We start from the raw sequence: 17,258 nt of genomic DNA on the forward strand, positions 1-17,258 counted from the left end.
CCCCTCGCAAAACGGGAGACAACATGACAAAGAGGCTTCAATCGGTCATTGCTGCGGCGCTGGTCGTCTCCGCTTTCGCCGCCGGCTGCGGGCGCTCCTCCTCGGAGAACGACACGAGCGCGGGAGCCGCGGCGGCGGCCGGGAAGACCGCCAAGGACCTGGTGCCCGAAGCCGTGCGCAAGACGGGCGAGCTCCGGATGGCGACCTCGGAGGGCTACCCGCCGATGGAGATGTACAAGCCGGGCACCCAGGAGCTCACCGGCGTGGACCCCGACCTCGCCGCCGCCATCGCCGAGCGACTCGGCCTGAAGGTCAAGGTCACCAACGCCGCCTTCGACGGCCTGCTCCCCGGCCTGCAGGCCGGCCGCTGGGACGTGGTCATGTCCTCGATGAGCGACACCGAGGAGCGCCGCGCCGCCGTCGACTTCGTCGACTACTTCAACGCCGGCGGCGCCGTCATGGTCAAGAAGGGCAACCCCGAGGGCGTCAAGAACCTCGAGGACCTGTGCGGGCGCGCCGTCGTGCTGGCCAAGGGCAGCTCGAACCTCGCGATCGGGCAGCGCCAGGACGAGAAGTGCACCGAGAAGATGAAGATCCTCCAGAGCGAGGACGCCCCCACCGGCCTGCTGAGCATCGACTCCGGCCGCGCCGTCGCCACCATCGTCGACTCCCCGGTCGCCGCCATGTACGCCAAGGAGACCGGCAAGTACGACGTGCTGCCCGAGCAGTACGACGCCGGCCCCTGGGGCATCGCGATCGACCGGCGCAACACCGGGCTCCGCGACGCCGTGGCCAAGGCCATGCAGGAGCTGCTGGCCGACGGCGGCTACAAGGCGATCCTGGAGAAGTACGGCGTGAGCGCCAACGCGGTGTCCGAGGTCACGGTGAACACCAAGCCGTGGAAGTGACCAAGACCCCCGGGGCCGTCGAGGCCCCGGAACTGCCGATCGACGCGGTCCGGCCGCCCCGGCCGGGCCGGTGGGCCGCCGCGCTGCTCGCCGGGTTCGCCCTGGTCTGGCTGGCCTACACGATCATCGTCAACGAGAACCTGCACTGGGACGTCATCGTCGAGTACCTGGGCGACGGCAGGATCATGGGCGGCCTGTGGGTGACGATCCAGCTCACCGTGCTGTCGATGGCCATCGGCCTGGCCCTGGGGATCGTCACCGCGGTGATGCAGCTGTCCGACAGTCCCGTCCTGCGGGGGACCGCCGCGCTCTACACCTGGTTCTTCCGCGGCACCCCGCTGCTGGTCCAGCTCATCTTCTGGTTCAACATCGGGCTGGTGTTCCCCAGCTTCGGCATCGGCATCCCGTTCGACGGCCCCAAGCTCGTGGAGTGGCAGGCCAACGAGCTGATCACCCCGTTCACCGCCGCGCTGCTGGGCCTGGCCATCAACGAGGGCGCCTACATGGCGGAGATCGTCCGGGCCGGCATCCGTTCGGTCGACCCGGGCCAGCGCGAGGCGGCCGAGTCGCTCGGCATGTCGCACCGGCAGGTGCTCCGCAGGGTGGTGCTCCCCCAGGCCATGCGCGTGATCATCCCGCCCACCGGCAACCAGTTCATCTCCATGCTGAAGACCACCTCGATGGTCTCGGTCATCGCCGGGGCCGAGCTGCTGACCGTGGCGCAGCGCATCTATCTCGGCAACTTCGAGGTCATCGCGCTGCTGATCGTCGCGTCCGTCTGGTACATCGTGCTCACCACCATCGCGAGCGTCGCCCAGCACTTCATCGAGAAGCGGTTCGAGCGCGGCCACCACGCGCTGCCGGCCAGGGTCCGCCGCAACCTGCGGCCGTTCGGTGGGAGGGGCGTCCGATGACCGAGCCCATGGTGCGGATCCGCTCGGTCCGCAAGTGCTTCGGATCGGTCGAGGTGCTCAAGGGCATCAGCCTGGACGTGCCCGAAGGCGGCGTGGTCTGCGTCGTCGGCCCCTCCGGGTCGGGCAAGTCGACGCTGCTGCGCTGCGTCAACCGGCTGGAGACCATCGACTCGGGCCGCATCTGGGTCGACGGGGACCTCATCGGCTACGCCGAGCAGGGCGACCGGCTCCACCACCTCAGCCCGGCCCAGCTCTGCCGCCAGCGGCAGGACATCGGCATGGTCTTCCAGCGCTTCCACCTGTTCCCGCACCGCACCGCCCTGGAGAACGTCATGGAGGGCCCGGTCGTCGTCAAGGGCGTCCCGGCGGCCCGAGCCAGGAAACGGGCACTGGAACTGCTGGAGCGGGTGGGCCTCGCCGACCGCGCCGGCCACTACCCCGCCCAGCTCTCCGGAGGCCAGCAGCAACGCGTGGCGATCGCCCGCAGCCTGGCCATGGATCCCAAGCTGATGCTGTTCGACGAACCGACCAGCGCTCTCGACCCCGAACTCGTCCAGGAGGTGCTCGCGGTCATGCGGGACCTGGCCGCCAGCGGCATGACGATGATGGTGGTGACCCACGAGATGGGCTTCGCACGCGAGGTCGGCGACAACCTGGTCTTCATCGACGGAGGAGTGATCGTCGAGCAGGGCCACCCCCGCGAGGTGCTCGCCGCCCCCCGCCACGAGCGTTTCCGCGCCTTCCTGGGGCAGGTGCTGTGACCCGCTTCGACCTGCTGCTCCGCGGCGGCCTGGTGATCGACGGGACGGCGTCCCCGGACGCCGCCCGGCACGCCGACGTCGGAGTCCTGGCCGGGCGCCTGGCCCTGCTGCCCCCGGGAGAGCCCGCGCACTCCGCGCGGACCGAGGACGTCACCGGCCTCGTCGTCACCCCCGGCTTCATCGACGTGCACACCCACTCCGACGGGGTCGCCCTGATCGCCGGAGAACTCGGCCGCGACATGGTCCGGGCCGCCGTCCTGCAGGGCGTCACCACCGAGATCTGCGGCAACTGCGGCTCCAGCCTCTTCCCGGCGCGGCCGGAGCGGCTGGACGCGATGCGCGCCGAGGCCCGCGTCCACTTCGGCGGCGACGTCGGAGTCTACGAGGGCTTCGCCGGGTTCGCCGCCGCGCACGCCGCCGTGCCCCGGGCCAACCACCTGGCCTCGCTGGTCGGGCACGGTACGCTGCGCAGCGGGGTGATGGGCCCGGTCGACCGGCCGGCCACCCCCGCCGAGCTGGACGCCATGTGCGCGCTACTGGACCGGGCCCTCGCGGAGGGGGCCGCCGGGCTGTCGACCGGACTGATCTACACCCCCGGCACGTACGCGGGCACGGACGAGGTGGTCGCGCTCGCCGCCGTCGCCGCCCGGCACGGCAAACCGTACGTCACCCACCTGCGCGACGAGATGTCGCGCGTGGAGGAGGCGCTGGAGGAGGCCGTGGAGATCGCCCGGCGGAGCGGCGCCGCACTGCACGTCTCCCACCACAAGACCGCCGGCAGGCACGCCTGGGGACGCACCGAGCGCACCCTGCCCAGGATCGCCGCACTGCGCGCGGAGGGAATGGACCTCACCTGCGACGTCTACCCCTACACCGCGGGCAGCACCGTGCTGGCCGCGATGTTCCCCCCGTGGGCCGCCGACGGCGGGATCGCCGCGCTGACGGCGCGGCTGGCCGACCCCGGCGAGCGTGACCGGATGCGCAGGGCCATCGCCGAGGGCGTGCCCGGCTGGGAGAACACCGTCGGCAACGGCGGCTGGGACCGCATCTCGGTCGCCTGCGCGCCGCGCCACCCCGAGACGGAGGGGAGCACGATCGCCGAGCTGGCCGCCGCGCGCGGGCAGGACCCCCTCGACACGGCCGCCGACATGCTCCTCGCCGAACAGGGCGAGGTCACCATCATCAGCCACTCCATGGTCGAGGACGACGTGCGGCGGGTGCTGGCCGCGCCGTACTCGATGATCGCCTCCGACGGGGTGCCCAAACCGGGAGGCCGCCCCCACCCACGCTGGGCGGGGACGTTCGCGCGCGTGCTCGGCCACTACGTCCGGGAGCTGGGCCTGCTCGACCTGCCGACGGCGGTGCACAAGATGACCGGCATGGCCGCCGACAGGTTCGGGCTGACGGGCCGCGGCGTGCTCAGCGACGGCGCCCACGCCGACCTGGTCGTCCTCGACCCCGCCGCGGTCGCCGACGGCGCGACCTTCGCCGCCCCGCTCCTCCCGCCGGCGGGGATCCACTCGGTCGTCGTCGCGGGCGAGACCGTGGTCCGCGACGGTGCGGAGACGGGCGCCCGGCCGGGGACGGTGCTGCGCGCATGAGCGGACGGCACGGGACCACCGGGCACCGGGACGGTCGCGGTTCCCGGGGCCGGGAAGACCACATCAGGGAGGATGACACCGGGGAAGCCCACGCCGGGGACGAGCACGGCCAAGACGAGCGGGCCCGGAACGAGCGCGGCCGGGACGAACACGGGAACCGGGGCGGTCACGGAGGTCCGGACTGCCGGGGAGAGGGGGAAGAGCGCATGGGTTCCATCACGGTGGCCGTCTCGGTGCCGGGGATGATCTCCCGGGACGAGGACGCCGAGCTGGTCCTCGCCAGCACCGGCAAGCTGCTCCTGCTGGCCTCGGTCGCCAGGGGGATCGCCGCGGGGGAACTGGACCCCGCCGAGGTCGTCGAACTCCGCGACGACGACCGCTGCGGCGGTTCCGGGCTCCTCGGCGCCCTGTCCGGACTCCGTTGGACGATCCGGGACCTCGCCGTGCTGACCGCGTCGGTCAGCGACAACACCGCCACCAACGCGCTGCTGCGCCGGATCGGCCTGGACCGGGTGGCCGAGGACGCCGCCGGGCTGGGCCTCGTCCGGACGCGGATCCTCGACCGGATCCGTGACCGGCGGCTGCCGTCGCACCCGCCCGCCTTCGCCGTGGGTACGGCGGGCGAGCTCGCCCGGTTCGCCGCCGGGCTCGACGGGCGGCGGGAGTGGACCCGGATCCTGCTGGACTGGATGGCCCGCAACACCGACCGGGGCTTGGTCCCCGCCCTGTTGCCGCACGACCCCGAGGAACGTGAGGCGCCCAGGGCGGCCCCCGAGGGGAGGGTCTGGGTGGCGCACAAGACCGGCACCGACACCGGAGTGCGGGCCGACGTGGGCGTGATGATCGGCCCGGAGCGGCGGATCGGCTACGCCGTGCTGGCCAACGGGCCCGCCGGAAGCGAGCACGCGCTGGTGACGGCCGTCCGCCGGGCCGGCCTGGAGATCGGCCGCCTGACCGGCCTGCCCCCGGCCGCCCTCCCCTCGGGGGGCCTCCCCTCGGCCGGTCTTCCCCAGACCGGCCTTCCCCCGGCGGGCGGCCCCGGCACCCGCTGAGGCGTCCGGGCATGGACGGGCGCCCGGTTCAGCGCAGGGCGTTGCGTATCTGGGTCGAGGCGTCGCGCAGGTAGGCGATGAAGGAGCGCAGCGCCGGGTTGGGGTTGGTGGGCCGGACGGCCGCGCCGATCCTGCGGTAGAGCCGGGGCCCGTCCAGGCGGCACACCTGGATGCCCGAGGCCCCCTGCGCGCCGAGGCTGGGCACCAGGGCCACCCCCAGTCCGGCGCGTACCAGGCCGAGCGTCACCTCGTAGTGGTCGCTGCGGCAGCGGATCATCGGGTTGAACCCCTCCAGCGCGCTCGCCCGCTCCAGCACCGAGACCGGGGTGCCGGTGCCGTAGGTGGTGATCCACGGCTCGTCGGCCAGGTCGGCCAGGCGTACCCGCTGCCGCTGGCCCGCCGGGTGGCCCGGTGGTACGACCAGCAGATGTGGTTCGTCGAAGAGATGGGTGATCTCCACTCCCTCCGGCGGCTTCCACGGGTCGAGCGCGTGCTCGAAGACCACCAGCACGTCGAGCGCGCCGCGCTCCAGGTCGGGCAGCAGCTCGTGGGGCTGGCCGAGCACCAGGTCGAGTTCCACGGCGGGGTGCCGCGCGGTGAAGGTGGACAGCGCCAGCGGCAGCAGCCGGTAGCCCGCAGAGGCGAAGAACCCGATCCGCAGCTGACCGGCGTCCGCCCTGGCCTGCGCCAGCAGGTCCTTCTCCGCGGCCTCGATGATGTCGAGCACCTCCTGCGCGCGGGTCGCCAGCCGCCGCCCGGCACCGGTCAGCCGCAGGCTCTGCGCACCCCGCTCGACCAGGCCCACGCCGGCCTCCTCCTCCAGCTTGGAGAGCTGGTGGGACACGGCGGACGGCGAGAGCCGCAGAGTTCGCGCGGCTCCCGCGATGCTCCCCGTACGGAAGACCTCCAGGAGAACCCGGAGGCGGTGGCTGCTCAGCACGGTTAACAGTATCCGTCCGGACCGGGGCCGCCTCCCCGCCGGTCACGGCCGCGGGACGGGCCCCGGGGCGGGGCGTCGCGGGGGCGGCCGGGGTGGTGCACGGGCTGCCGGGACGGCGTTCGGCCGCCGGGCGGTGGCTCGCCGCCGTGACACTGTTTCCGCGCTCCTCATGCCGCATCGCCGGCGGTTGCCGCTGACGAAGACGAAGCCCGTTTCACGATCTTGACAGGCGACGTTCCGAGCGCGCAGTGTGGCGTCACCCGCTTGTCGGGGGACGTGGATCCGACGACCCTGGAGCCGGATTGATCACCGATGACGACCACCTCCACCACACCGACCGGGCTCAGGCCGGGATGACCGGCATCGGCGCCGCTCGCATCAGGCACGCCGTCCGCACGAAATGCGCCGTCCGCGCCGAACGTACTGGGCAGGCCGAACACGCCGTCCGCACCGAGCGCGCTGAGGATGCCGAGCACGTCGAGCGGATCGGAGCGCGCCGGTGAGCCGAGAGCCCTCCCAGCCGTCCGCCGCCTCCGCGGCAGCCGACCCGTTCGCGACCATCGACGTCGAGCGTCTGCGCTCCGGACACGGCGTCAAGTGGGGCTCGCTCGCCCCCGGCACCATCGGGGCCTGGGTCGCCGACATGGATTTCGGCATCCCGCCCGCGGTGCGCGAGAGCGTCATCCGGATGGCCGAACGCGAGGACTTCGGGTACCCGTACTGGCCCGGAGAGGACCCCGTGGTCGAGGCGTTCGAGGAACGGATGGCCGGGCGTCACGGGTGGCGGCCGGACCCCGGCCGGACGCGCGTGTTCGCCGACGTCCTGCAGATCCTCCAGGTGATGGTCGAGTACGCGACCGAACCGGGTGACGGTGTCGCGATCCACGTCCCCTCCTACCCGCCGTTCCTCGCGAGCATCGCCCGTTCCGGCCGGCGGATCGTGCCGCTGCCGATGGTCCGGCAGGAGGCGGGCTGGGGCTTCTCGGCCGACGGGCTCGCCGGGCGCCTGCGGGAGCAGGGCTGCCGCATGCTCGTGCTCGTCAACCCGCACAACCCGACCGGCCGTGTCCTCACTCGTGGCGAGCTCGTCTCCCTCGCCGAGGTCGCCGGGGAACTGGACCTGGTGGTGCTGGCCGACGAGATCCACGCCGACCTGGTGTTCGCCCCGCATCGGCACGTCCCCTTCGCCTCGCTGGGGCCGGCCACCGCCGCCCGGACGATCACCACGACCTCGGCGACCAAGGCGTTCAACATCGCTGGGCTCCGCTGCGCCGTCGCGCACATCGGGCCGGACCGGGTCCGGGACGCGCTGGCCCGGGCCCCGCTCGACTACTTCGGCACCCCCGGCATCCTCGGCCGGGTCGCCACCGTCGCCGCCTGGCGCCGGTCCGACGCCTGGCTGGAAGCCCTCTTGCGGACCTTGGAGGGCAACCGGCTCATGATCGAGGAGTGGGTGAGGGCCCTGCCGTGGGAGCCGCGCTACCACTCCCCGCAGGGGACCTACCTGAGCTGGCTCGACTTCACCGGCAGCCCGTACGGGACCGACGCACCCGCCGGACACCTCGAACGCCTGGCGAGGGTCAAGCTCACCGAGGGGGCCGACTTCTCCCAGGAGACCGCCGTCGACACCTCCGCGTTCGCCCGGCTCAACTTCGCGACCAGCCCGTCCAACCTCCGGGAGGTGCTGACCCGCATAGCGGAGGCGTCGCCCCCGGGATGACCGGAGCCGTGCCCGCCACGCGGGAGCGCCCGCCGGGACCGGAGGCCCGCGACGAGCGCTCACCGGCGGGATCAGCCGACCGCCGCGATGAGATCGTCAGCTCTGAAGTCGCCCCGGAGTTCGGGGGCCAGTCCCCTCCGGGCGGAGGCGAGGAACTCCGGCCTCGACAGCCTCCCCATCCCCTCGGGCAGCACGCCCAGCAGAGGCAGGCCCGAGACCACCGGGAGGTCGCTCAGGTTGCACCGCATGGCCAGATCCGGCTCCACCGGCCAGCTTCCGATGATCATCCCGAGGCAGGGGAGGTCGCGACGCCTGAGAGCCTCCGCCGTGAGGGCGGTGGCGTTGAGCGTTCCCAGGCCGGGGGCGGTGACCACGACCGCAGGCGCGCCGAGGGCCGCGATGAGGTCGGCGAGAGTGGTGCCGAAATCGTCGAACCAGGCGAGAACCCCGCCGGCGCCTTCGACGAGGACCAGGTCATGGGTGGCTTCGAGCCTCCTGACCTCGTTCACCATGTCGTCCAGCCGCGGCGCCGGGCGACCCGCCCGGCGCGCGGCGGTGTTGGGCGCCAGCGGCTCGGGAAGCCTGAGCAACTCCCGGTGGGCGACGTCGCCGACGAGACGCAGAACCTCGGCGACGTCGCCCGGCGCGTCGCCGTCCACCCCGGTCTGCACGGGCTTCAGCACGGCCACGCGGCGGCCGGCGGCGACCTCCAGCGCGGCGATGGCCGCCGTGGCCACCGTCTTCCCCACATCGGTGCCGGTCCCGGTCACCACCATGATTCCCATACCGTTCCCACCTGCTTCTCGAGTGCGATCAGGATGCGCGGGCAGCCGCCAGGATCGCCGAGCAGATCCTGGCCAGGTCTTCGTCGTCGGTGACGTAGGGGGGCATGGTGTAGATCATGTCGCGGAACGGCCGGATCCAGACCCCCTCACGCAGCGCCGCGCGGGTGGCGGCTTCCATGTCCACCCGGTGGTCGAGTTGCACGACGCCGATGGCTCCCAGGACCCGGACGTCGGCGACCCCGGGGAGGTCTCGCGCGGGTGACAGCCCCAGGGTCAACCCGGTCTCGATCCGCTTGACGTCCTGCTCCCATCCGCCGCGGAGGAGCAGGCCGAGGGAGGCGCAGGCGACGGCCGAGGCGAGCGGGTTGCCCATGAAGGTCGGGCCGTGGGCGAGGACAGGGAACTCCCCGCGGCCGATGCCGTCGGCGATCTCGTGGGTGCACAGGGCGGCCGCCATCGACATGTACCCGCCCGTCAGTCCTTTGCCGACGCACATGACGTCGGGATCGACCCCCGCGTGGTCGGCCGCGAAGAGCGCTCCCGTTCTGCCGAATCCGGTGGCGATCTCGTCGAAGACCAGCAGGACGTCGTTGGCGCGGCTCACCTCACGGAGAACCCGCAGGTATCCCGGGTCATGGAAACGCATGCCACCCGCACCCTGCACGACCGGCTCCACGATCACCGCCGCCAGCTCGCCGGCGTGCCTCTCGATCACTTCGGTCAGATGCCGGGCGTAGACGGGATCGACGCCCGCGTCGAACCCCGCGGGCGGCCGGTCGGCGAACACCTGGGGCGTCAGGACTCCCGTCCAGAGACTGTGCATGCCCCCCTCGGGATCGCAGACGCTCATCGGCATGAAGGTGTCGCCGTGGTACCCCCCGCGCCAGGTGGCCAGCTTCCGCTTCTCCGGACGGCCCAGGGACCGCCAGTACTGCAGGCACATCTTGACCGCGACCTCCACCGACACCGAGCCGGAGTCGCAGAGGAAGACGTGCCGGAGGGGAGCGGGTGTCATCTCCACCAGGGTGGTCGCGAGTCGTACGGCGGGCTCGTGCGTCAGGCCGCCGAACATGACATGGCTCATCCGGCCGAGCTGGTCGCGCACCGCCTCGTCGAGGACGGGGTGACGATATCCGTGAATGGCCGCCCACCACGAGGACATCCCGTCCACCACTTCACTGACGCCTTCGATCTCCTCGGCCAGTCTGAGTCGTACGCCCGAGGCGGATTCCACGACCAACGGCCGCTGCCGGCCCGGCATCGGCGCGTACGGGTGCCAGACATGGGCCAGGTCGAGGGCTGTCAGCTCGTCAGGGGACATGGTCAGGAGGCTACGGTACGACGCGGATATTTTAAATCCGCCCGATCCGAATTCAACTGGAAACAGCCGTCCGCGCCGCCGGTCAAGGAATGGGGAACTATATTCGATCCCTGGAGGACTTCCTGTTTCCGGCGGCATGGAGGGCTGACGCGGTGAATGACGTATTTCGGACAATCCAAAAATGTGCCTCAGAAGTGTTGCTCGTGGCACCCGAACAGGTGACGCCCGAGGCCGACCTCTTCGACGATCTGCACGCCACGAGCCTCATCCGGGTCGAGCTCCTCATGGCGCTGGAGGAGGCTTTCGACATCAAGGTGCCCGACGAGGAGGTCGCGGACGTGCGCACGATCGGAGACGTCCACAGGCTCGTCGTCAAGCTGTCGTGAACGCGGCGCGGAGGGTCGCCGTGACCGGTCTGGGCGTGGTGACGGCCGACGGCGACGGACATGAGGTCTTCTGGCGTTCCCTGTTCACCCCGCCGCCACCCGGTCACCGGACGATGGCGGACTGGGACCCGGCTCCGTGGCTGGGCCCGCGCGAAACGCGGGTGCTCGACCGGTTCACCCAGTTCGCGGTCGCGGCGGCGGATCTGGCGCTGCGCGACGCCGGGCGTCCGGTGTCCGATCCCACGCGCTCCGGGGTGCTGGTGGCCACCGCGCTGGCCGGAATGGCGACGGTCGAACGGCAGGCCGTCGCGCTGCGGGAACGCGGGGAGCGGCGGGTCTCCCCCCACTTCGTGCCGATGTTCATGCCGAACGCCGCACCCGCGGCCGTGTCCATGCGCAACGGCTGGCGCGGTCCCTGCGAGACGATACAGACCGCCTGCGCGGCCGCCACCCACGCGATCGGCCGGGCGGCGAAGCTGATCGCGAACGGCGAGTGCGATCTGATGCTCGCCGGAGGCACGGAGGCCGCGGCCACTCCGCTGGTCGTCGCCGGCTTCACCAACATGCGCGCGCTGTCGTCCACCCGGCGGCTGCGTCCCTTCGACGGGGAACGCGACGGCTTTGTCATCGCCGAGGGTGCCGCACTGCTGGTGCTCGAGGAACGGGACGCCGCCACAGCCAGGGGAGCGCGTATCTACGGCGAGGTCATGGGGCTCGGCAGCACGGCTGACGCGCATGACATCACGGCTCCCCGGTCCGACGGGGCGGGAGCGGCGGAATGCATGCGGCTCGCGCTGCGGGACGCCGGGGTCGAGCCGGCGGCGGTCCGCCAGATCAACGCCCACGGGACGGGGACGCTGCTCAACGACGCGGCGGAGGCCAGAGCCGTGTCCGCCGTCTTCGGGCCGGAGACCCCGCCGGTGACCTCCACCAAGGGAGCGACCGGTCACGCCTTCGGCGCCGGCGGCGCGCTCGAGGCGGTTGCGGTGCTCCTGTCGATGCGCCACCGCGTCATCCCGCCCACCATCGGCCTGGAGAAGGTCGACCCGGAGATGTCCCTGGACGTGGTCACGGGGAGCGGTCGCGCGTGGGCCCCCGGGCCTGCCCTGTCCAACTCCTTCGGTTTCGGCGGGCACAACGGTTGCCTGGTCCTGGGGCCCGGAGGAGAGCCGTGACCGGTGTGTTCGACTGGATCGACGTCAGCGCGCGCCGCCGTGACCGCGCGGGCCTGACCCGTCGCATGCTCGTACGGCCCGCCCGCTCGGCCCTCGTCGACCTGGCCGGCAACGACTATCTCGGCCTGGCCCGCCATCCGGAGGTGACCGGGGCCGCAGCCGAGGCCGCGCTGGTCTGGGGCAGCGGCGCGACGGCCGCCCGCCTGGTCAGCGGCACCACCGTGCTGCACCGGGAACTGGAGGAGGAACTGGCGGACTTCTGCGGGGCGGAAGCGGCTCTGGTGTTCTCCTCCGGATATCTCGCCAACCTGGGAATGATCACTGCGCTCAGCCGTCCGGGTACGCTCCTCGTCGTCGACGCGGGCAACCACGCCTCGCTCATCGACGGGTACAAGCTGGCGGGGGCACAGGTCCAGACCGTCGCTCACAACAGTCCCCAGGCGGTGGAGAAGGCGCTGGCGGACACCCGGTCGGCCCGTGTCCACGCGGTCACCGAGTCGGTCTTCTCGGTCGACGGCGACCTCGCGGACCTGCCGGCGACCCTGGAGGCGTGCCGCCGTCACAACGCCGCGCTCCTCGTCGACGACGCGCACGGCATCGGAGTCGTGGGGGAGAGGGGAGAAGGGGCCGTGGCGGCGGCGGGGCTGGCGGGCGCTCCCGACGTCGTGTGGACCCTCACCCTCTCCAAGGCGTTGGGGTCGCAGGGCGGGGCCGTCCTCGGCCCGCGCCGGGTGATCGACCATGTCATGAACACCGCGCGGAGCTTCCTCTTCGACACCGGTCTCGCGCCGGCCCCGGTGGCGGGAGCGCTGACCGCCCTGCGGGTACTACGCGACCGGCCGGATCTCCCCGCGCGCACGCGCCGGGTGGCCGCCGGACTGCACACCCGGCTGCGGGAGGCCGGGCTCACCGTCTCACCGCCGGAAGGCGCCGTGGTGTCCGTTCTGGCTCCGTCCGCCGAGGCGGCGGTGGCCTGGGCGGACGCGTGCCGGTCGCAGGGGGTGGCGGTGAGCTGCTTCCGCCCGCCCTCCGTGCCCGACCGGTTCTCCCGGCTCCGCCTGACCGCCAGAGCGGACCTGACGGACGCCGACGTCGAGCGCGCCGTCGAGGTGATCCTCGCCGCCCGACCCGCCGGAGGATGACGTGATGCCGACGATCCCCGAGACGCTCGCCGCTTCGGCCGCGGACAGAGGAGACGCCGTCGCGATCGTGGATCAGGACGGACGGTCGCTGACGTACGCCGACTGGGACGACCGGGCCTCGCGGATCGCGCGGGCCCTGTCAAGGGGGGTGCTCTCCGACGGCCCGGTGGCCATGTGGTTCGACGACCGCGACTGGATCGACGCGGCCGTCGGGCTCCTGGGGATCATGCGCGCGGGCGGTCTCGCCCTGCCCCTGTCCAGCCGGTTCCATCCGCACGAGGTCGCCGCCATCGTCGAGAAGTACTCCGTCGCGCGGCTCATCGTGGGTCCGGGGCTCTCCCTCCCCGGGCGTGACGCCGGTGCGCGGATCCTGGAGTTCGCGAAGGCGCTGGAGGGGCCGCCGGGGGAGACGTCGGGGGAGAGGCCGTCCACCGGCCCGCAACGAGGATGCCTGGTCTACACGTCAGGCACGACGGGCTGGCCGCGCGCCGTCCGGTGCGACCACGAGAACCTCGCCTACTTCCTCGACTGGCGGCCCGGGTTCGGCAGCGAGGGCATCATCCACTCCTTCCCCTTCGACACCGCGGCGGGCGTGCTCTTCACGATCTTCGCACTGACCAGGGGGCCGGTCATCAGGAGCGCGAGGCTCGACGCGGGGGGATTCCTGCGGTCCCTGAACGCCCACCGCCCGCGTGATCTGATGCTGGCGCCGTCGCAGATGCGCGCGCTCATACGCGACCTGCCGGAGCTGGCCGGGACGGAGGCCGCGAAGGCGGTGAGGAGCGTCGTCATGACCGCCGCCCCCACCGAGGCGGCCCTGGTGGAATCCGTGCGCGCCACGTTCGGGAACGCGGTCGTCATCAACTCGTACTCCTCCAGCGAGGCGGGCATCGCGGCGACCAACCTGCACTATCCGCCGGCGGGGTCGCCTCCGGCCGGGCCGGTTCACCGGCCCGAGGACCATCCCGGCATGATCTGCGTCGGGTACCCAAACGAGGACACCGAGGTGGAGGTCCGCGACGAGACGGGCGGACGATGCCCGCCGAACGTCGTCGGCGACGTCTACCTGCGAACCCCGCGCAGACCGCTGCGCGACTACTACGGCCCCGACGGCGCCGCGTCGGCGACGGTGTTCCGCGACGGCTGGGTCCGCATGGGCGACGTGGGTCTTCTCGACACCACGGGGGCCCTGCACCTGGCGGGGCGGTCGAGCGACCTCATCGACGTGGGCGGGCTCAACGTGTCCGCGTTGCAGATCGAGTCCGTGCTGAGAACCCATGAGGGCGTGGCCGACGTGGCCGTCTTCGGGGTCGCGGACGCGCGGTTCGGCGAGCGGATCGCGGCGGCGGTGGTCCCCCGGGGCATGGTCACCGGCAGGCAGCTCCACCGGTGGGTCGTGGACGGGCTGGGCGAGTTCAAAGCACCGGCCCACTACGCCTTCGTGCCGGAGATCCCGCTCAACTCGATGGGGAAGGTGCTCAAACGCACGCTCCGCGAGCGGTTCGAGGCCATCCTGGAGGCGTCCCCCGACCGGGTGGCCTCCGTGCCGGAGACCGTGTCCGGCGCTTGTGACGGCGCGGTGGCCGACCTCTGCGCTCAGGTCCTCGGCCTCGACCGGGTCGATCCCGGTGACGACTTCTTCACGCTGGGCGGCAACTCACTCACGGCGACCCGGCTCGTCCAGCGATTCCGTCACGCGTTCGGGGTCGACGTGCCGATGAAGGCGCTGTTCGAGTCACCCCGGGTGGCCGACGTGGCGGCGCTGCTGCGCTCCCTCCAGCGGGGTGGCACGGAACCGGCCGTGGTCGACCCGGTGACGGCCGATCCGGCGGCGGACGCGGCTCCGCTGGAAGGGCTCCTCGGCTTCGTCGCGCCGGAGGATCCCAGTGACCCGCGAGAGGTGCTGCTGACCGGCGGCACGGGTTTCCTCGGTGCGTTCCTGCTCGGGGAACTGCTGACCTCCACCCGAGCCGACGTCCGCTGTCTGGTGCGGGCGGAGGACGACGCCGGGGCATTCACGCGGTTGCGGGAGGCGCTGCGCAGGTACGGCCTGTGGCAGGACGGGTTCGAGCGCAGGATCGTCCCGGTACGCGGAGATCTGGCCGACGCCGGGCTGGGACTGACCGAGGAGGACCGGGCCGACCTGGCCCGCCGCGTCGACGCGATCTATCACTGCGGCGCCGTCGTCAACGTCGTCCATCCGTACTCACGCCTCAGGGCGGCCAACGTCGACGGGACGAAAGAGATCATCCGGCTGGCGGACATGTCAGGACGCGCTCCGCTGCACTACGTGTCCACCATAGGGGTGTTCGAAGGGGCCGGGCGACCGGGCCGGCCGATAGGGGAACTGGACCCGCCGGGCCCTCCCTCCGCCATCCGGCAGGGATACGCCCAGAGCAAGTGGGTGGGCGAGCGCCTGGTCGCCCACGCGGCCGAGGCGGGGATCCCTGTCACGATCCATCGGCCCAGCCGGATCGTCGGCCACTCCGCGACCGGTGCCTGCCAGACGGACGACTATCTGTGGCGGGTGATGAAGGCGTGCGTCCAGCTCGGCAGCTGCCCGGCGGATCTGCGGTCACCGGTGGACCTGGTGCCCGTGGACTACGTGAGCGCGGCGATCGTCGCCCTGACGACGCGTCCGGGGGCGATCGGCCGGACCTTCCATCTGGTGGGTGCGGAACCCGTGGAGATGAACCGGCTGCTGGAGTACGTCCGTGACTTCGGCTACGACCTGGCCGGTGTCACCTCCGCGGAGTGGCTCGACGGCGTCCGGGCGGATCCGGGCAACGCCGCCTACCCGCTGCTCAGCGTCCTGCACCCGGGGGAGACCGGTGAGCTGGGAGCGGGTTCGCTCACGGGAGGACCCGGCGTGACGTTCACGGCGGACGCCACCCTCGCCGGTCTCGGTGGGACGCGGATCCGTCCGGTGAGGATCGACTCGAAGATCTTCGGTCGTTACCTGTCCTACTTCGTGGACATCGGTTTCCTTCCTCCCCCGGGAAAGGACGCCGGCCGGCAGGGGTGACGGCGGCGCGCCGATGTGCCCCGCCTCACCGTGAGGCGGGGTGTCCCGGGCCCCGCGGCGGTGGGTTTCCGGATCGCCGGATCGGACGGAGAGCCGATCACGTCGTGGTCACCACGACCCGGGCGGGGGACCGGAACGACAGCAGACCGCTGAGCATGGGCGGGGGGCCCGGCTCCGCCAGCCGGAGACCGGGCAGCCGGGCCGAGGTCATCCGGAGCATGATCTCGGCTTCCGTCCGGGCCAGTTCGGCACCCGGGCATCGATGGCGGCCGAGCCCGAAGGCCAGATGCTGGCGCTGGTTGACGCGGTGTGGGCAGATCTCCTCGGGAGACGGGAAGACGTCCGGGTCCGATCCGGTGCCGGAGAGCATGAGGAGCACCTTCGCCCCCGACGGCAGCTCGACGTCGCCGACACGGACGGGGCGGCCGGTGACACGGCGCCAGGTGGTGATCGGCGGGTCCCGCCGGATCACTTCCTCCACCCACGGCGCGATGAGCTGGGGTTCCCGGCGGAAAGACGCCCACCGTCCCTCTTCGGCCAGAGCCCGGTACAACATGGTGGCGAACATCTGCCCGGTGGTCACCTGCCCGGCGATGATCATGAAATAGCACAGGGCCACTTCCTCCGCCGTGTCGAGCGGCCTGTCACCGGGGCAGCGGTGAGCGCTGAGAGCGCGGAAGAAGCCGGACTCCTCCCGGTCGGAGCGCCGGACGAGCCCGGTCAGCCACCGGTAGAAGTCCGCCGCCTCCCGGGCGAGGCCCTCCTGCCGCTCGGGCCTCGGGTGCCCCCAGAACAGTTCGAGCGATGCCTGCGTCCACCGCGCCAGGGTGGCCGTGTCGACGTCCACCAGGCCGTCCAGATCGAGCATCTCGAACATGACCTGGTAGGGCACGTCACGCGCGTAACCGCCGACCAGCTCATGGCCGCCGGTGGCCGCGAGTTCCGTCTCGACACGCTCCAGATTCCGGGCGACGACGCGTTCGATCACCGGCCTGTTCGCCCGCACAGCCGACGTGCTGAACATCCGGGTGATCAGACCTCGTAGGCCGGAATGGCTTTCCGTGCCGTTGTTGGCCAGCGTCGGCGGAAGTCTGAAACCCGCGCGGGCGAGAACGCGCAGGGCCGGCGTCCCCAGGTCGACGAGAACGTCCAGCGCGTTGTCCGGCCGGAATGTGTCCGGATCCAGCAACGCCGCCTTCACGTCGGTGTAGCCGCTGAGCAGCCACAAGCCGGTGCGCGGGTCGTGGTGGACCGGGGCGTGCGCACGGAGGGCCGCCATTGTGGGGTAGGGATCGACGGCGAAGTCATGACCGAAGACGTCAAACTCTTCGAGGTACGCAGTCATTCTCCGATGTTATCGACGTGAGATGTCGTCGGCGGCGAAGAACGGGCCGCTTGGTCGGCCCTGATCGACGGAAGTCGCCTCTGGTGCGCTTGTGCGCGCTCCCCGGGGAGAAACGCCTCCGGCGCCGGAGGATTCATCCGGTATTCCTTCCCGCAGGGAAACGAGGATCGGCCTGATCCGTTC

At 72.0% G+C, this 17,258-nt stretch carries 15 protein-coding genes; 10 read left to right on the top strand and 5 right to left on the bottom strand.

The window, feature by feature from the left end:
- Positions 1 to 23 precede the first annotated feature (23 nt).
- From F4562_RS29900 to F4562_RS29920, 5 genes are all read left to right on the top strand, one after another.
- Positions 24 to 908: an ABC transporter substrate-binding protein gene (locus F4562_RS29900; protein WP_184539826.1), complete on the top strand. Its 885-nt coding sequence runs from the start codon at positions 24 to 26 to the stop codon at positions 906 to 908.
- Positions 899 to 1,822, top strand: coding sequence for an amino acid ABC transporter permease (locus F4562_RS29905; RefSeq protein ID WP_311733883.1), 924 nt, complete (start codon positions 899 to 901; stop codon positions 1,820 to 1,822). The genes F4562_RS29900 and F4562_RS29905 overlap by 10 nt, the downstream gene beginning before the upstream one ends.
- Positions 1,819 to 2,583, top strand: a complete 765-nt coding sequence (locus F4562_RS29910; protein WP_281402963.1) for an amino acid ABC transporter ATP-binding protein — start codon at positions 1,819 to 1,821, stop codon at positions 2,581 to 2,583. Before F4562_RS29905 ends, F4562_RS29910 begins: the two co-directional genes overlap by 4 nt.
- Positions 2,580 to 4,184, top strand: a complete 1,605-nt coding sequence (locus F4562_RS29915) for an N-acyl-D-amino-acid deacylase family protein (RefSeq protein WP_184539828.1) — start codon at positions 2,580 to 2,582, stop codon at positions 4,182 to 4,184. The genes F4562_RS29910 and F4562_RS29915 overlap by 4 nt, the downstream gene beginning before the upstream one ends.
- 206 nt (positions 4,185 to 4,390) lie before the next feature.
- Positions 4,391 to 5,236: a serine hydrolase gene (locus tag F4562_RS29920; protein WP_184539829.1), complete on the top strand. Its 846-nt coding sequence runs from the start codon at positions 4,391 to 4,393 to the stop codon at positions 5,234 to 5,236.
- A gap of 28 nt (positions 5,237 to 5,264) precedes the next feature.
- On the opposite strand, the gene F4562_RS29925 is transcribed toward F4562_RS29920, so the two are convergent.
- Positions 5,265 to 6,176 (bottom strand): LysR family transcriptional regulator, encoded by a 912-nt coding sequence (locus F4562_RS29925; protein ID WP_184539831.1) that lies wholly within the window; start codon positions 6,174 to 6,176, stop codon positions 5,265 to 5,267.
- 167 nt (positions 6,177 to 6,343) lie between these two features.
- Positions 6,344 to 6,652, bottom strand: a complete 309-nt coding sequence (locus F4562_RS29930) for a hypothetical protein (protein ID WP_184539833.1) — start codon at positions 6,650 to 6,652, stop codon at positions 6,344 to 6,346.
- A gap of 23 nt (positions 6,653 to 6,675) precedes the next feature.
- Between F4562_RS29930 and F4562_RS29935 the strand changes: the two genes are divergently transcribed.
- Entirely contained in the window at positions 6,676 to 7,896 is a 1,221-nt protein-coding gene (locus tag F4562_RS29935; RefSeq protein WP_311733884.1) for a MalY/PatB family protein, read from the top strand.
- Positions 7,897 to 7,967: 71 nt separating this feature from the next.
- On the opposite strand, the gene bioD is transcribed toward F4562_RS29935, so the two are convergent.
- Together bioD and F4562_RS29945 are read right to left on the bottom strand one after the other, a co-directional pair.
- Entirely contained in the window at positions 7,968 to 8,681 is a 714-nt protein-coding gene (bioD, locus tag F4562_RS29940; RefSeq protein ID WP_184539835.1) for a dethiobiotin synthase, read from the bottom strand.
- A gap of 28 nt (positions 8,682 to 8,709) precedes the next feature.
- Entirely contained in the window at positions 8,710 to 10,002 is a 1,293-nt protein-coding gene (locus tag F4562_RS29945) for an adenosylmethionine--8-amino-7-oxononanoate transaminase (protein ID WP_184539837.1), read from the bottom strand.
- Positions 10,003 to 10,091: 89 nt separating this feature from the next.
- On the opposite strand from F4562_RS29945, the gene F4562_RS36030 reads away from it, so the two are divergent.
- From F4562_RS36030 to F4562_RS29965, 4 genes are read left to right on the top strand one after another with little or no spacing between them, the layout of a single operon-like run.
- Positions 10,092 to 10,388, top strand: a complete 297-nt coding sequence (locus tag F4562_RS36030) for an acyl carrier protein (RefSeq protein WP_184539839.1) — start codon at positions 10,092 to 10,094, stop codon at positions 10,386 to 10,388.
- Between the two features lie 20 nt (positions 10,389 to 10,408).
- Positions 10,409 to 11,563: a beta-ketoacyl-[acyl-carrier-protein] synthase family protein gene (locus tag F4562_RS29955; RefSeq protein ID WP_221206538.1), complete on the top strand. Its 1,155-nt coding sequence runs from the start codon at positions 10,409 to 10,411 to the stop codon at positions 11,561 to 11,563.
- Entirely contained in the window at positions 11,560 to 12,705 is a 1,146-nt protein-coding gene (locus F4562_RS29960) for an 8-amino-7-oxononanoate synthase (RefSeq protein WP_311733885.1), read from the top strand. The genes F4562_RS29955 and F4562_RS29960 overlap by 4 nt, the downstream gene beginning before the upstream one ends.
- Positions 12,706 to 12,709: 4 nt before the next feature.
- On the top strand, positions 12,710 to 15,730 hold the full coding sequence (locus tag F4562_RS29965) for a thioester reductase domain-containing protein (protein ID WP_184539843.1): 3,021 nt from the start codon (positions 12,710 to 12,712) through the stop codon (positions 15,728 to 15,730).
- A 97-nt stretch (positions 15,731 to 15,827) separates the two neighbouring features.
- Here F4562_RS29965 and F4562_RS29970 read toward each other — a convergent pair whose 3' ends face one another.
- A complete protein-coding gene (locus tag F4562_RS29970) occupies positions 15,828 to 17,075 on the bottom strand; it encodes a cytochrome P450 (RefSeq protein ID WP_184539845.1) in 1,248 nt (415 codons plus the stop codon).
- Positions 17,076 to 17,258 lie beyond the last annotated feature (183 nt).

The organism is Streptosporangium becharense (genome assembly GCF_014204985.1).
Taxonomy (GTDB): domain Bacteria; phylum Actinomycetota; class Actinomycetes; order Streptosporangiales; family Streptosporangiaceae; genus Streptosporangium; species Streptosporangium becharense.

What these genes read in the sequence shown, in the direction of transcription:
- F4562_RS29910 (WP_281402963.1), top strand. Translation starts at nt 1,819, where the DNA reads ATGACCGAGCCCATGGTGCGGATCCGCTCGGTCCGCAAGTGCTTCGGA.
- F4562_RS29900 (WP_184539826.1), top strand. Translation starts at nt 24, where the DNA reads ATGACAAAGAGGCTTCAATCGGTCATTGCTGCGGCGCTGGTCGTCTCC.
- F4562_RS29965 (WP_184539843.1), top strand. Translation starts at nt 12,710, where the DNA reads ATGCCGACGATCCCCGAGACGCTCGCCGCTTCGGCCGCGGACAGAGGA.
- bioD (WP_184539835.1), bottom strand. Translation starts at nt 8,681, where the DNA reads ATGGGAATCATGGTGGTGACCGGGACCGGCACCGATGTGGGGAAGACG.
- F4562_RS29945 (WP_184539837.1), bottom strand. Translation starts at nt 10,002, where the DNA reads ATGTCCCCTGACGAGCTGACAGCCCTCGACCTGGCCCATGTCTGGCAC.
- F4562_RS36030 (WP_184539839.1), top strand. Translation starts at nt 10,092, where the DNA reads ATGGGGAACTATATTCGATCCCTGGAGGACTTCCTGTTTCCGGCGGCA.
- F4562_RS29970 (WP_184539845.1), bottom strand. Translation starts at nt 17,075, where the DNA reads ATGACTGCGTACCTCGAAGAGTTTGACGTCTTCGGTCATGACTTCGCC.
- F4562_RS29920 (WP_184539829.1), top strand. Translation starts at nt 4,391, where the DNA reads ATGGGTTCCATCACGGTGGCCGTCTCGGTGCCGGGGATGATCTCCCGG.